At 59.7% G+C, this 13,868-nt stretch carries 13 protein-coding genes; all 13 read left to right on the top strand.

The window, feature by feature from the left end; all coding sequences use genetic code 11:
- Window positions 1-214: 214 nt before the first annotated feature.
- The 13 genes from NQ014_RS06320 to NQ014_RS06380 all read left to right on the top strand — a co-directional run bounded on the left by NQ014_RS06320 (window position 215) and on the right by NQ014_RS06380 (window position 13,848).
- Window positions 215-541: a WXG100 family type VII secretion target gene (locus tag NQ014_RS06320; protein ID WP_005510029.1), complete on the top strand. Its 327-nt coding sequence runs from the start codon at window positions 215-217 to the stop codon at window positions 539-541.
- A 73-nt stretch (window positions 542-614) separates the two neighbouring features.
- On the top strand, window positions 615-902 hold the full coding sequence (locus NQ014_RS06325; protein WP_005509924.1) for a WXG100 family type VII secretion target: 288 nt from the start codon (window positions 615-617) through the stop codon (window positions 900-902).
- Window positions 903-1,223: 321 nt separating this feature from the next.
- Window positions 1,224-1,667: a 50S ribosomal protein L13 gene (rplM, locus tag NQ014_RS06330; RefSeq protein ID WP_005509852.1), complete on the top strand. Its 444-nt coding sequence runs from the start codon at window positions 1,224-1,226 to the stop codon at window positions 1,665-1,667.
- A complete protein-coding gene (gene rpsI / locus NQ014_RS06335) occupies window positions 1,664-2,224 on the top strand; it encodes a 30S ribosomal protein S9 (protein ID WP_070851210.1) in 561 nt (186 codons plus the stop codon). The genes rplM and rpsI overlap by 4 nt, the downstream gene beginning before the upstream one ends.
- A gap of 197 nt (window positions 2,225-2,421) precedes the next feature.
- Window positions 2,422-4,344 (top strand): acyltransferase family protein, encoded by a 1,923-nt coding sequence (locus NQ014_RS06340; RefSeq protein WP_257074337.1) that lies wholly within the window; start codon window positions 2,422-2,424, stop codon window positions 4,342-4,344.
- Window positions 4,345-4,387: 43 nt separating this feature from the next.
- Window positions 4,388-6,076 carry a VanW family protein gene (locus NQ014_RS06345; RefSeq protein ID WP_257074338.1) on the top strand — a complete coding sequence of 563 codons (1,689 nt, stop codon included), beginning with the start codon at window positions 4,388-4,390 and terminating at the stop codon, window positions 6,074-6,076.
- A 102-nt stretch (window positions 6,077-6,178) separates the two neighbouring features.
- Window positions 6,179-7,522 carry a phosphoglucosamine mutase gene (gene glmM, locus NQ014_RS06350; protein WP_257074339.1) on the top strand — a complete coding sequence of 448 codons (1,344 nt, stop codon included), beginning with the start codon at window positions 6,179-6,181 and terminating at the stop codon, window positions 7,520-7,522.
- 16 nt (window positions 7,523-7,538) lie between these two features.
- Window positions 7,539-8,195 (top strand): isopentenyl-diphosphate Delta-isomerase, encoded by a 657-nt coding sequence (gene idi / locus NQ014_RS06355; protein WP_257074340.1) that lies wholly within the window; start codon window positions 7,539-7,541, stop codon window positions 8,193-8,195.
- A 4-nt stretch (window positions 8,196-8,199) separates the two neighbouring features.
- Entirely contained in the window at window positions 8,200-9,225 is a 1,026-nt protein-coding gene (gene mvk, locus NQ014_RS06360) for a mevalonate kinase (protein ID WP_101687816.1), read from the top strand.
- Window positions 9,222-10,199: a diphosphomevalonate decarboxylase gene (gene mvaD / locus NQ014_RS06365; protein WP_048731502.1), complete on the top strand. Its 978-nt coding sequence runs from the start codon at window positions 9,222-9,224 to the stop codon at window positions 10,197-10,199. Before mvk ends, mvaD begins: the two co-directional genes overlap by 4 nt.
- Window positions 10,200-10,211: 12 nt before the next feature.
- Window positions 10,212-11,297, top strand: coding sequence for a phosphomevalonate kinase (locus NQ014_RS06370; protein ID WP_257074342.1), 1,086 nt, complete (start codon window positions 10,212-10,214; stop codon window positions 11,295-11,297).
- A gap of 93 nt (window positions 11,298-11,390) precedes the next feature.
- Window positions 11,391-12,446 carry a hydroxymethylglutaryl-CoA reductase gene (locus NQ014_RS06375; RefSeq protein ID WP_070831092.1) on the top strand — a complete coding sequence of 352 codons (1,056 nt, stop codon included), beginning with the start codon at window positions 11,391-11,393 and terminating at the stop codon, window positions 12,444-12,446.
- 211 nt (window positions 12,447-12,657) lie between these two features.
- A complete protein-coding gene (locus tag NQ014_RS06380; protein WP_257074346.1) occupies window positions 12,658-13,848 on the top strand; it encodes a hydroxymethylglutaryl-CoA synthase in 1,191 nt (396 codons plus the stop codon).
- Window positions 13,849-13,868 lie beyond the last annotated feature (20 nt).

Consider the following 13,868-nt stretch of genomic DNA (forward strand, 5'->3'; position numbering starts at 1 on the left):
TGAAACAGGGCTTCCGTTGGCAGCGTCAGATTTGTATAAGAGACAGGGGGGGGGGTAGGCAGGGGTAAAGGTCGGAAAACCAAAATGGAACCGAATCGGGGTTTTTCGCGCCAAACAATATGACGGGTTTTTAACGCGGGAAGCTGGCTGGCTCGCGCGGGGAGGTAAAAATGCCGTCGTTAATCAGTCACTCAACACGAATAAGGGGGAAACAGTGGCAAACCTATTTGCAGCCGAATCAGATCAAATGACCACTACCGCGGGGGACGTCGATGGCGTCAACTCGGAAGTACAGGGCGAGCTGGGTCGCATTCGAGGCGTCGTGGACGGTCTGGCGGGGGAATGGAAGGGCCAGGCTAAAGACAGCTTCGATGATCTGATGCTTCGTTGGGATGACGCAGCTATGCGTCTATCCAATGCTCTGACGGATATCGCGGATAACATCCGCGCAAATTCCAGCAGCTTCGATGCGGGCGAGGACGAGGGGGCGTCGTCGTTCAAGCAGGTGGCAGCAGCGGGTGCGTCGTTGCTGAACCTCTAAACGTTTTGTCGAATCGCACAACCACAACACTGAATCACACAACACACATCACCTTTTGGGGAAAGGGTTCTTAATGCAACCAATTAGGTACAGCTTCGGCGGCATCGACGGTGCTGCCGATGACATTCGGTCCACTTCTGGCACCATCAACGGGCTGCTCGGAGATTTGAAGAAGCGCATCGCGCCGATGGTCTCTACGTGGGAGGGTGAATCGTCGGATTCTTACCAGGAGGCTCAGCGCGAATGGGACACAGCAGCGGAGGAGCTCAATATGATTCTCACGACTATCGCGGATACGGTCAGCGCAGGTAGCCAGCGAATGGCGGATATTAACCGCCGCGCGGCAGCTAGCTGGGGATAGTTAGGATCCTGATTCAGGTCCTTTTTATTGAGCTATGTAACCGGGGGAGGGGGGAGGACATTGCTCAATTGAGGTTCTCAATTAGGTATCTGTCTTTGAAGTATTCTTGCTAGCAGCACTCCGGGGGGGGGAAAGGCCAGTCTCAGCAGTTTTCGGCTGAGACTGGCTTTGGCATTTTTTGTTCTAACGCCATCTCAAGGTAAAGTAGCCAAACTGTGTGCGCACACGTGAATGTTGCCTCGGGTCTCCACCGGCCGCCGGGGAATAACAACAGTGTGCACGGTGGCTGGCAAATCTACACGGACCCTAAAAGGAGTCATGTTGTCTACTTTCCATCCGAAGGACGGTGACATCGAGCGCAAGTGGTACGTCATCGACGCTACCGACGTTGTTCTCGGCCGTCTGGCTACTCACGCCGCAGACTTGCTGCGCGGTAAGGGCAAGGCTTACTTCGCCCCTAACGTCGACTGCGGTGACCACGTCATCATCATCAATGCCGATAAGGTGCACGTCTCCTCTAACAAGCGGGAACGTGAGATGCGCTACCGCCACTCGGGCTTCCCGGGCGGTCTGAAGTCGATGACCCTGGGTCGTTCCCTCGAGGTTCACCCGGAGCGCGTCATCGCTGAGGCTATTGAGGGCATGATGCCGCACAACAAGCTTTCGCGTGCGTCCATCAAGAAGCTGCACGTCTTCGCCGGTTCCGAGCACCCGTTCGCCGGTCAGAAGCCTGAAAACTACGAGATCAAGGCGGTGGCACAGTGACCAACCCACAGGACGTCAATGAGAACCAGAACGTAGAGGCCACCGAGGCTTCCTACGATGATGTTCAGGCTGCCGCTGCTGCTGCCACCGAAGAGTTCACCTCTTCCATCGGCGACGCAGTTGCTACCGAGACCGAGGCTGAGGCTGCTCCGGCTGCACCGCTGACCCTGGATCGTCCGATTCAGACCGTCGGTCGTCGTAAGCGCGCTGTCGCCCGCGTCGTTCTGACCGCCGGCTCCGGCAAGATTGTCTGCAACGGTCGTGAGCTCGAGGACTACTTCCCGAACAAGCTGCACCAGCAGGAAATCAAGGACCCGCTGGTCCTGGTTGAGCGCGACAGCCAGTTCGATATCAAGGCCAACATCAACGGTGGTGGCCCGTCTGGTCAGGCCGGTGCTCTGCGCCTGGCTATCGCTCGTGCCCTGAACGAGTTCAACCCGGAGGAGCGCAGCGTTCTCAAGAAGGCTGGCTTCCTCACCCGCGACGCTCGTGCTGTCGAGCGCAAGAAGGCCGGTCTGCACAAGGCCCGCCGCGCACCGCAGTACTCCAAGCGTTAAGCTTTACTGCTTCGAAAAGCACCTCGATTTGCGTATTACACGCAAACCGAGGTGCTTTTTTGGTTAGATTCCGCTGTGACCAGCCATGGCTGCATTTTTGGGACAAGCCCCGTACGTTAGACTTTTATCCGTTAAAAACCGCCACGAGAATCTTTTTTCGCGGTGCGATTGATATGCGATGGGAAGAAGGAAACCGTATGGCGGTGAGCACCACAGCCACCAAGACCTCCGACGCGAAGGGCTCCTCTAGCTCGTCGTCGGTGGCGAAGCATCCCTTCCGCATTCGACGCGTACCAGGCATTGATGGGCTGCGCGGTCTGGCCGTTGCCACAGTGGTGATTTACCACTACTTCGACAATGTGCTACCCGGTGGCTACATCGGTGTGGATATCTTCTTCGTGCTCTCCGGGTTTCTTATCACCTCGCTTCTGGTGCGCGAACGCGCGGTCACTGGGCGCATCGATCTGAAGGATTTCTGGCTCCGCCGGCTGCGCCGCATCGCTCCGGCTGCGATGTTCGTGTTGTTTATTTCCATCGCCGTCGCAGGTCTGGTCGGCGGGGATCCCGCTGTTGGCTTGTCGGCGCAGTTTCTCGGCACGGTCTTTTTCGTCAATAACTGGACGCAGATTGCGGGCTCTCAGTCCTATTTCGCGGATTCCGGAGTGCAGCTGTTAGCGCACTACTGGTCACTGTCGGTGGAGGAGCAGTTCTACTTGCTCTGGCCATTGATCTTTGTGGCTCTTCTCGCCTTGAAGCTGGCATCTCGCAAGCTGGCAGCAGTGGCGGGCATTGGGGCGGTTGCTTCTTTCGTGTGGATGGTCTCGCTCTACGATCCGAAGGTCGACCCCACGAGGGTCTACTACGGTACCGATACTCACGCCTTTGGACTCCTGTTTGGCGCGGCCCTCGCATTGTGGTTGACATCGACGTCGTCACGCGCAGAGGCGGACTCCTGGCCACGCACAGAACCCCTCCTGCGGGACTTCTTTGGCAGTTCCGCCCAAGCTTTCGTAGTGGCCTCGCTGCCTCTGATCTTCCTTTCGTTGGTTCTGCTGATGATGTCGGATACCGCGTCGGCGACTTACCGCGGTGGGTTGGTGTTCGCCTCGTTGCTGTCGGTGGCGATTCTCTATCTTGTCGTTCGCGGTGTCTCACCCGTGCGTCAGATTTTTGAGTTCAAGCCACTGTGCTGGCTGGGAAAGATTTCTTTCTCGCTGTACCTGTGGCACTGGCCGGTCATCGTGCTCATCCGTGAACTGCTGGAGCGCAGTGAGGCCATGCAGTATGAGAACCTCGCTGCCTGCGCAGGTATTGCGCTATCGCTGCTTTTGGCGAACTGGTCATACAAGAATGTGGAATCGCCAATTCGCCGGATGGGTTACCGCCGTTGGATGGCGCAGTTTTCGGGCACGCAGTTTGCCGGTTCCTGGAAGCCGCGCGTTGCAGCAGGGCTGGCGCTGGTCGTCGTGGTTGGTGCAGTTGTGGGAATGGCTACGGCGCCGAAGATGACACGTCTGGAGGCGCAGCTACAGGAGGCAGCTGAGCGCCGTGCGCAGGCTCAGAAGGCGGAGGAAGCCGAGTTGGCTAAGCGCGTTATGCCGCGTGGTGACCAGATCACCGCTATCGGCGACTCTGTGATGCTCGCCTCGGCGTCCGCGTTGGAAGAGAAGCTGCCCGGTATCTATATCGATGCGGCTGTTTCCCGTGGTTATCCGGCTGCGCCGGAGATTATCGCCAGTATGAAGGCGGCGGGTACGCTCGATCCATTCGTCGTTCTGGGTCTTGGTATCAATCAGTCGGCTGCGGCATCGGACGAACACCTGTTGGATGAGATCCTCGATTCGCTGGGTGAAGACCGCATCATTGTCCTAATCAACCCGTACGGTGATCGTGTGTGGATGCCGCAGTCGGAGAGGGAAGTCCTCGACGCGGCAAAGAAGCGCGACAATGTCTATGTGGCTGACTGGTGCCATGGTGTGCGTGATGATTTGTCCAAGCTGCGCGCGGACCTTATCCACCCGACCCCCGATGGCGCCGAGGTCTATGCCAATGCCGTGGTCGATGCTTTCCAGCAGTATGCGAAGAACAAGAAACGCATTCCGGACACCTGCGGAATCTAATAAAAATCTAGTTAGTAGTGTTTCCACGGTAAAGTAAGTGGCTGTGGCCAAACAAAAGTCTTCCTCCAGTCACCGTGGATTAAAGATTTTCCTCGGCATCGTCCTCGGTATCTTCGCGCTCTTCGGTGTGTTTTACGCTGTCGATTACGTGCTGAACAAGGACCATGTCCCGCGCGGGTCTACCGTTGCGGGTATTGACATCAGCACGCTGAGCGCGAATCACGCTGAGGCGAAGCTCGAAGAGCAGCTCGGTGATCTTTCCACTCATCCAGTGGCGTTTCGTGCCGGCGAACGCACGGCGGAGGTTCTGCCCGAGGAGGCGGGGCTGAGCATCGACTGGGAGAAGACGGTCGCGCAGGCGGGTAAGCAGACGGCGAACCCAGTTACCTGGGTGCGCAGTTTCTTTACTACCCGTGAGCTGGATTTGGTCAGCGATATCGATAGCTCTAAGTTCGAGCCGCAGGTCGACCGTCTCGTCGGCGAACTGACTATTGCTCCCGTCGATGGTGAGGTCAAGCTTGTCGACGGCCGCGTGGAAACAACTCCACCGGTCATCGGCCAAGATGTCGACCGCAATGCGGTCAGCGGGGATTTGGCCGCCAAGTGGTTGTCGCCGGAGGGTATCGATGTAGAGACCACCGCGCACGACCCGGCTATCGGTGAGGAGCAGGTCCGTGAGGCAGCTGAGGGAGAGGCCGCCGATGCGGTGTCGGGCCCCATTGTTGCCAAGGGCCGTGATGGCAAAGATGGTGTAATTCCGCCGGAGCGCATGGCTGAAATCATCAGCTTTGTGCCGCGCGACGGCGGATTGGCCGCCGATATTAATGTCGACCGCGCACGCGAGATCCTCGAGGAGGGGCTGGCTGCTTCCGAGGTTGATAAGCGCAATGCGTCGATACGCTTCAGCGGTGGTTCGCGTGAAGTGGTCCCCTCGGTTGATGGCGTAGCCGTGAAGTGGGATGAAACTATGAAGGACTTCGCCGAGCGTGTGACTTCGACGGATAAGCGCGAGTTCGATGCGGTCTACGAGGACAAGCCCGCCACCTACACCACCGAACAAGCGGAAAGTGCCACCTTCGATGATGTCATTGGTGAGTTCACCACCGGTGGCTTCAGCTCGGCATCGGGAACAAACATTGCCCTGGTGTCGCAGATGGTCAACGGCGCATTCGTGGCGCCGGGCGATACATTCAGCCTGAACGGCTACACGGGTCCGCGCGGTACTGCGCAGGGTTTTGTCGAGTCGGGCATCATCCTCAACGGCCATGCGGATAAGGCTGTCGGCGGTGGCATTAGCCAGTTCGCTACCACTTTGTACAATGCTTCGTACTTTGCGGGCATGGAGGATGTCGCGCACACTCCGCACAGTTACTACATTTCGCGTTACCCGGCCGGCCGTGAGGCGACGGTGTACGAGGGCGCAATCGACCTAGCGTTTAAGAACAGTTCCGACACTCCGATTCTCATCGAGGCCGTTACTACTGGCTCCGACGTCACTGTGCGCATCAAGGGTGTTAAGAAGGTCAACGTTGAGTCCATCAATGGTGGCCGTTGGGCATACACGCAACCACAGCGTATGCAGGTCAGTGGCAGCTCTTGCCAGCCGTCGTCGGGTGCGCAGGGCTTCACCACTTCCGATACACGCGTCATTCGGGACCTCTCGGGCGCGGAAATATCGCGTGAAACTCAGACTACGGTTTATGACCCGCAGCCAATTGTGTCCTGTGGCTAGTCTGGATTCGCCTGCGCGACCGGCTAAAGTAATACAGCATTGACAATGCAATAGTCCGCGATACCAAAACTCATAAAACCCCCAAGGAGTGGTCTAGCAACAATGGCACGTCTTTTCGGAACTGATGGCGTCCGCGGGTTGGCGAATAAGACTCTGACCGCACCGCTGGCAATGCGGCTGGGTGCTGCTGCGGCCACTGTGCTGACTAGCGGCACGAATCCGTCGGGGCGTCGTCCCCTGGCCATTGTTGGCCGCGATCCGCGTGTTTCCGGTGAGATGCTCGCCGCAGCGCTGTCTGCCGGCATGGCTTCCCAGAGCGTCGACGTTTTGCGTGTCGGCGTGCTGCCCACTCCGGCTGTCGCTTTCCTCACCGACGACTACGGTGCCGACATGGGTGTGATGATTTCGGCTTCTCACAACCCCATGCCGGACAACGGCATCAAGTTCTTCGCCGCGGGCGGCACCAAGCTTGACGACGCGGTGGAGAAGGAAATCGAACACGCTCTCCACAACCTGCCGGAGACCGGCCCCACGGGCACCGGAGTGGGTCGTGTCATCGAGGAGGCCCCAGACGGGCTCGACCGCTACCTGTTCCACCTCTCCCGTGCGGTCAGCACCAAGCTCGACGGCATTCGCGTCGTGGTGGATTGTGCAAATGGTGCTGCTTCGCAGGCCGCCCCCATGGCGTACGCGGCCGCCGGTGCCGACGTCGTCGCTATTCATGACAAGCCGAACTCCTACAACATCAACGACAACTGCGGTTCCACCCACATTGAGGTTTTGCGCGCGGCAGTGCTGGAGCACGGCGCGGATCTGGGGCTGGCTCACGATGGCGATGCCGACCGCTGCCTGGCTGTGGACTCGCAGGGCAACATCGTCGATGGTGACCAAATCATGGCCATCCTGGCCGTCGCCATGAAGGAAGAGGGGCTACTGCACCACAACACGCTGGTGGCCACTGTGATGAGTAACCTCGGCCTCAAGCTGGCGATGGAGGAAAACGATATCGCCCTGCGTACCACCAAGGTCGGCGACCGCTATGTGCTGGCTGATTTGAACGCTGGCGGTTACTCGCTCGGCGGTGAGCAGTCGGGGCACGTGGTCATTCCGGATCATGCCACCACTGGTGACGGCACCCTCACGGGTCTGTACCTCATGGCGCGGATGGCACGCACCGGTAAGTCTCTGGCTGAGCTGGCCTCCGTAATGAAGGTGCTGCCGCAGACTCTTATCAACGTGCCGGTGTCCAACAAGGCCGCAATTCTGGAGTCTGATGAGGTCAAGGCCGCCATCGATGCAGCCGAGGAGAAGCTGGGTTCCACCGGTCGCGTGCTGTTGCGCCCGTCCGGCACCGAGGAGCTCTTCCGTGTCATGGTGGAGGCCGCCGATGCGGAATCGGCCCGCAAGATTGCCGGGGAGTTAGCTGCGGTTGTGGCCGCAGTCTAGAGTCAGGAGTGTGGAAATGAATGACGTGCCAGAGGACATTAAAGCCCGCTTTGCCCCGGGTGAAGCCGACATCCAGGTAGAGGTGGTCGATCGTGACGGTCGGGTTCTCGGTACCGTCGGCAAGCTTGAAGCACACGTTCCACCGGGAATTTTGCACCGTGCTTTTTCTCTTTTCCTCTTCGATGAGCAGGGACGCATGCTGCTGCAGCGCCGTGCGGAGTCGAAGTATCACTCACCACTGCTACTGACGAATGCGACCTGCTCGCACCCACTGCCGGGGGAGCCGGTGGCCGATGCCGTTGAGCGTCGTGCGAAGGAAGAGCTCGGTGCGGATGTCTCCCAGTTGGAGGAAATCGGCATTGTTATCTACCAGGTCATCGATGATCGTTCGGGATTGGCGGAGCACGAGTACAACCACGTGTACGCCGGCATCGTCGATCCGAAGTCGGTGGATATCAACCCCGATGAGGTCGATGAAGTGGTGTACGTGACTCCGCAGGAACTCGCAGAACGTCGCGCGAACGAACCGATGACGGAGTGGTTTAACCACGTCTGGGGTGTTGGGGCGGAGAAGTTCTCCAAGTACGGTTTCGACATTGCGGGTGTGCCGGGTATCCATGGCCCAGCGGAGGCGCAGGCTGCCGCGCAGTCGGTTTCGGAAAAGGATGTGTAGCTTCGTGACCAGCGTAGAAAACGCCAGCGTCGACGACTTTGGCCTCGACAAGTCCGAGGAATTGGAGACCGGGGAGTTCTATGCCCTGGCCAATGAACAGGGTGCCGCATTCGGTGAAGGCCATGCCAAGTCGATTTTGTTGGGCGAGCACTCTGTCGTCTACGGCAAGCCGGCTATCGCGCTGCCGGTGACGTCGCTGCGCACGATGGCGTGGATTGACCGCGTGGAGGATTCTCCAGTCCTGTTTTCCATGGACGGCGAGGTCATTGACATCGATGAGCTGCCGGAGCGCTTTGCCTCTATCGCCGCTGCACTCCGCGCTGGCCTGCGCACCTTCGGTATTCCCGAACGCGACCTGCTGGTTCGTCTCCGCTCCGGTATCCCACCCGCTGCAGGGCTGGGTGGTTCTGCCGCAGTGGCACATGCGCTTATCGACGCAGTGCGTGACCTCGCCGATGGCACTTTGACCGAGCGTCAGCGCTTTGACCTGGTGCAGGAAGCTGAGCGTCTGGCGCACGGTAACCCCTCTGGCCTGGATGCCACGGTTGCCCGCGCATCGCGTCCGGTTTACTTCAAGCAGGGTGAGTTCCATCCGCTGAAGGTGGCCAAGAAGATGTGGCTGGTGCTGGGGGATACCGGTGTGCGTGGTTCGACGTCGCTGGCCGTTGCCCGCGTGCGTGGTTTCGTCGATTCCCACCGAGTCCACGGCCAAGAGTTGCTGGACCACTTGGGGCAGCTGGCCGATGGCGCGGTGCACAACCTGGCTAAGGGCGATTTTGCCCGTCTGGGACATCGCATGGACTCGGCGCAGGAAGCGCTAGAGGAACTAGGTGTTGGGCATGAGTCCATTACCGATCTCGTCACTGCCGCCCGTCTGGCAGGTGCCCACGGGGCAAAGCTCACTGGTGCCGGCTGCGGTGGCTGTGTGATGGCGCTGGCAGAGTCCGCCGATCACGCGGAACTGATTAGCCATGCCATGATGGGCGCCAATGCCGTTGCTACTTGGACTGTGGAGGTAAATCCCTCGTGACCACGACCGCTACCGCCGTCGCTCATCCCAACATCGCCCTGATTAAATACTGGGGCAAGCGCGATGAGGCCGTGCAGCTACCGGCCACAGGTTCGCTGTCCCTTACTCTGGGCATCGCTCCGACGACGACCACGGTGTCGCTTATCGACGATCCCAGCGTCACCGCCGACTCGGGCACTCTGAACGGCCAGGAGATGGTGGGTAAGGACCTCTCCCGTGTCCAGAAGTTTTTGGATTTGGTCCGCGAGCGTGCGGGCAGCACTAGCTTCGCAGAGGTGACCAGCACCAACGAGATTCCGACGGGTGCGGGTCTGGCTTCGTCCGCGTCGGGTTTTGGCGCTCTCGCGCTGGCCGCGGCGAAGGCCTACGGCCTGGACTACACCCCGGAACAGCTCTCGGCTCTGGCCCGTCGCGGTTCGGGCTCGGCCTGTCGCTCTATTTTCGGCGGCCTCGTTGAGTGGCTGCCCGGCGATGACGATGCTTCCAGCCACGCAGTGGCTCTGCCGGATTCCGGCCTGGATCTCTCCCTGGTCGTGGCGGTTTTGGCCCCGGGGCGCAAGAAGATTGACAGCCGTGCCGCCATGCGTCGCACGGTCGAGACATCACCGTTCTTCCCGGCCTGGGTGGAGCAGGTGCCCCGTGATATCGAGGACATGAAGGCCGCCATTGCCGCTGCGGACTTCACTGCGGTCGGCGAGCTTGCCGAGGCCAATGCCATGCGCATGCACGCCACTATGCTGGGGGCTCTTCCTCCGGTGCGGTACTGGAATCCGGATTCGGTGGCGGCTCTCGATCTCGTCGCTACGCTGCGTGACGAGGGCACCGAGTGCTACGCCACCATGGATGCCGGGCCGAACGTGAAGGTGCTGTGCCGCAGCGGCGATGCCGAGACCATCGCGGATCGTTTCCGCGCAGAGTTCGAGGATATTGACGTGCTGGTTTCCGGCTCCGGCCCTGGCGCATACCTGGTGTAGCTGGGGGAGTAGTTGAGCAACGCTAAAGGCGGACCTATCGAAGGCGAGTCCATCGGCTGTGGCTGCGGCAAGCTGTACCTCACCGGCGAATATGCGGTGATGGATGTCGAGGGGCTGGCCGTCATCGCAGGTGTCGACCGCTATGTGACAGTTCGGTGCCGCGATGCCGACCCATCGCAGCCGGTCTCTCGCGTGTACTCCAGCTATTACGGCCCGCAGGGACGCGTCATTGATATCGATGCGCCAAATGACATCGCTACCCAGACTATTTCCCTGGTCTATCGCATTGCTGCGGGCGAGCTGGAAAACACCCCAGAGAGCCCCATCAATATCGTCATTGAGTCAGACCTCGATGACGCCGACAGCGGTGCAAAGTATGGCCTGGGGTCCTCCGGGGCTGTCGCTGTGGCTGTGACCCGTGCGCTGGGAGCGCATCTGGGTCTGGAGCTCGATTCGCTGGACGTGTACAAGATTGCGATGGTGGCCACGCTTCTGGCTGGTGCGGCTGGTTCCGGCGGCGATATCGCGTGCTCCGCGCACGGTGGGGTGGTGCTCTATCGCCGGCCGAATCCGACGGCGCTCGCAGAGCTCGTGGCGGCTGATCCTGTCGCTGCCGTGGCGGCACCGTGGCCGAATCTTCGCATTGATGCCCGTGCCGACCTCGGTGGGCTACAACTGTTGGTCGGCTGGACGGGCAGTCCGGTGAAGACGGACTCGCAGTTGAAGAAGGCCGGTGGCGCAGACCGTGATTTTGTGCGCGGGGTCTCGTCGATAAGCGAAAGACTCTGGCAGGCGCTTGCCGACGGCGACCACACAGCGGCGTTTGCCTGCCTGCGTGAGAATCGGACGCTGCTGCAGGACTATGAGCGTGAGCGTGCTGTGTGCATCGAGACGGAGAAACTGAAAGCGCTCGCCGACATCGCCGATTGCGCGGGAGCCGCCGGCAAGAGCAGTGGCTCCGGTGGTGGTGACTGTGGAATCGCGCTGGTGGGAGTCTCAAATGGTGCCGATGCCGAGGAGACTGCCGCGGACATCACCGCGCGCTGGCAAGCAGCTGGCATCCGGCCGTTGCCGCTGAAGCTGGCCGCTCAACTTTGACCACAGTTTTTTGACCGTAGAATTTAAGACAGCTGAAATTTACAGAAGCTGGGAACCGAAGCTGCATGCAGCTAGAAAGGGTCGCTTAGGACAATGGCTGAAAAGAGCTCGCACGACCTGGAATATGCACACGTACCACTGAGCTGGATTGGCCCGGTGCGGATTAGTGGCAACGTCATGAATGACGAGGTGAAGATTCCGCTGGCGACTTATGAGACCCCGCTGTGGCCGTCGTGTGGTCGCGGTGCGAAGGTCTCCCGCATGATCGAAGGTGGCATTACCTGCACTTTCGTCGGCGAGAAGATGACCCGCTCGGTGATTTTCACTCTCGATTCGGCAGCTGATGCCGTCGTTGCGCGCGACAACATCCTGTCTCGTTATGACGAGCTGAAGAAGGTTGTGGAGTCTTCCTCGCGTTTTGCCAAGCTGGTAGATATTCACTTCCAGATCGCATCGCGTCTGCTCTTTGTCCGCTTTGACTTCTTCTCCGGTGACGCCTCGGGCCACAACATGGCCACGCTGGCGTCTGAGCGTTTGATGTCCTACCTGATGGAGCAGATGCCAGAGTTGGGCTATGGCTCTATCTCGGGCAACTACTGCACCGATAAGAAGACTTCCGCCGTCAATGGCATTTTGGGCCGCGGTAAGTACGTGATCGCCGAGGCCGTCATTCCGGAGCCGGTTGTCCGCGAGCGTCTGCGCACAACTGCCAAGCGCCTGGCCGAGCTCAACGAGCGCAAGAACCTCGTCGGCTCCATCATGGCCGGTTCGCTGCGCAGCGGTAATGCTCACTACGCGAATATGCTGCTGGGCTTTTACCTCGCTACCGGTCAGGACGCTGCGAATATCGTCGAAGGCTCGCAGGGGCTGACGCAGGTAGAGGCGCTTGACGACGGCTCCGTGCGCTTTAGCTGCACCTTGCCACATTTGATCGTCGGTTCCGTGGGCAACGGCAAGGGCTTGGACTTCGTGGAGAAGAATCTCACGGCGCTGGGCTGCAAGGAGGACCGTGAGCCGGGCGAGAATGCCCGTCGTCTAGCAGCGTGCTGCGCGGCAATCGTCTGGTGCGGTGAGCTTTCCCTGCTCGCGGCACAGACGAACCCGGGTGAGCTGATGGAGGCGCACGTTTCTATCGAGCGTGCGAAGTAGCGGTTTGTGAATAGTCGTTTGCGACAATTCGCAAAACCTAAGACAAATCTCAGGTAGACGCGCTAGATTTCTGTAGTAGGCAATTAACATTTTGTGGGCAAAATATCCCGTGCTCTGATGGCCGCTCTGATGACTGCTCTGATGACATGGGGGATGTTTCGTTGCCCGTGATTTCTTAAAAATCTGTAGAGGTAGTGAAGGCACGGTTTTGATGACAACAAGCAATGTGACCCCGATCGGTATTGATGACATCGCCTTTGCGACGGGTTCGTACTGCATTGACCTCGCCGATATTGCGCCCCGACTCGGAGCGGAACCGGCAAAGTACCACAAGGGCCTGGGGCAGGAACGTTCCAGTGTGGTTGCCTCTGATGAAGATCCGGTGACGATGGCCGCGGCCGCGGTGAAGAAAATCGTCGACCGCCACGGTATCGACGGCGTGCGTACCATTATGTTCGCCACTGAGACCGGTATCGACCAGTCGAAGGCCGCTGCTGTCTATGTCCACGAGTTGGTCGGTCTTGACCCGCACGCGCGCTCTGTTGAGCTGAAGCAGGCGTGTTACTCCGGCACTGCGGCGCTGCAGTTCGCGTGCGCTCTGGTGGCCCGCAATCCGGAGGAGAAGGTCATCGTTGTCGCCTCCGACATCGCCCGCTATGACCTGGACTCCGCTGCGGAGCCAACCCAGGGCGCAGGTGCTGTAGCCATGCTGGTGACCGCTAATCCGCGCATCCTGGCTATCGATGCGGCTTCGGGTGTCTTCACCCGCGAAGTTATGGACTTCTGGCGTCCGAACCACCGCAGCCAGGCGTTGGTGGAGGGCAAGCTCTCTATTAGCGCTTACATCGATGCTGTTCAGGGTGCTTACGAGGACTACCGTGCCCGCGGTGGTGTGGACTTCAGCGAGATTGACTACTTCAGCTACCACCAGCCATTTACCAAGATGGCCTACAAGGCGCACCGGCAGCTTTCGGCCAATAACGGTGTGGAGCTCACCGCAGAGGATGAGGCCCGCCAGCTCGGCCCAACCACCAAGTACAACCGCATCATCGGTAACTCCTACACAGCATCGGCCTACTTCGGCCTGCTGTCGCTGCTGGATACCGAGAAGGACCTGGCTGGCAAGAAGGTCGCTGTTGTCTCCTATGGCTCGGGCTCGGTTGCTGAGTTCCTCACCGGCAATGTGGTCGAGGGTTACGAGTCCCAGCTGCGCGCCGCGAATAATGCCCGTGAACTGGACGAACGCATAAAGCTCGATGATCCGACCTACTACCGCCACGCTCAGGTGACACATGAAGATCCGGGTGAGTACTCCAACCTGGGAGACGACGCCCTGATTGGCACCGGACCATTCAGTTTCACCGGTGTTGAGGGGTGTAAGCGCATCTACCGCGCTCGTTAGCCCCCGGGGGCACCCGCCCT

Source organism: Corynebacterium sp. 5QC2CO (assembly GCF_024580435.1).
Classification (GTDB): Bacteria; Actinomycetota; Actinomycetes; order Mycobacteriales; family Mycobacteriaceae; genus Corynebacterium; species Corynebacterium jeikeium_D.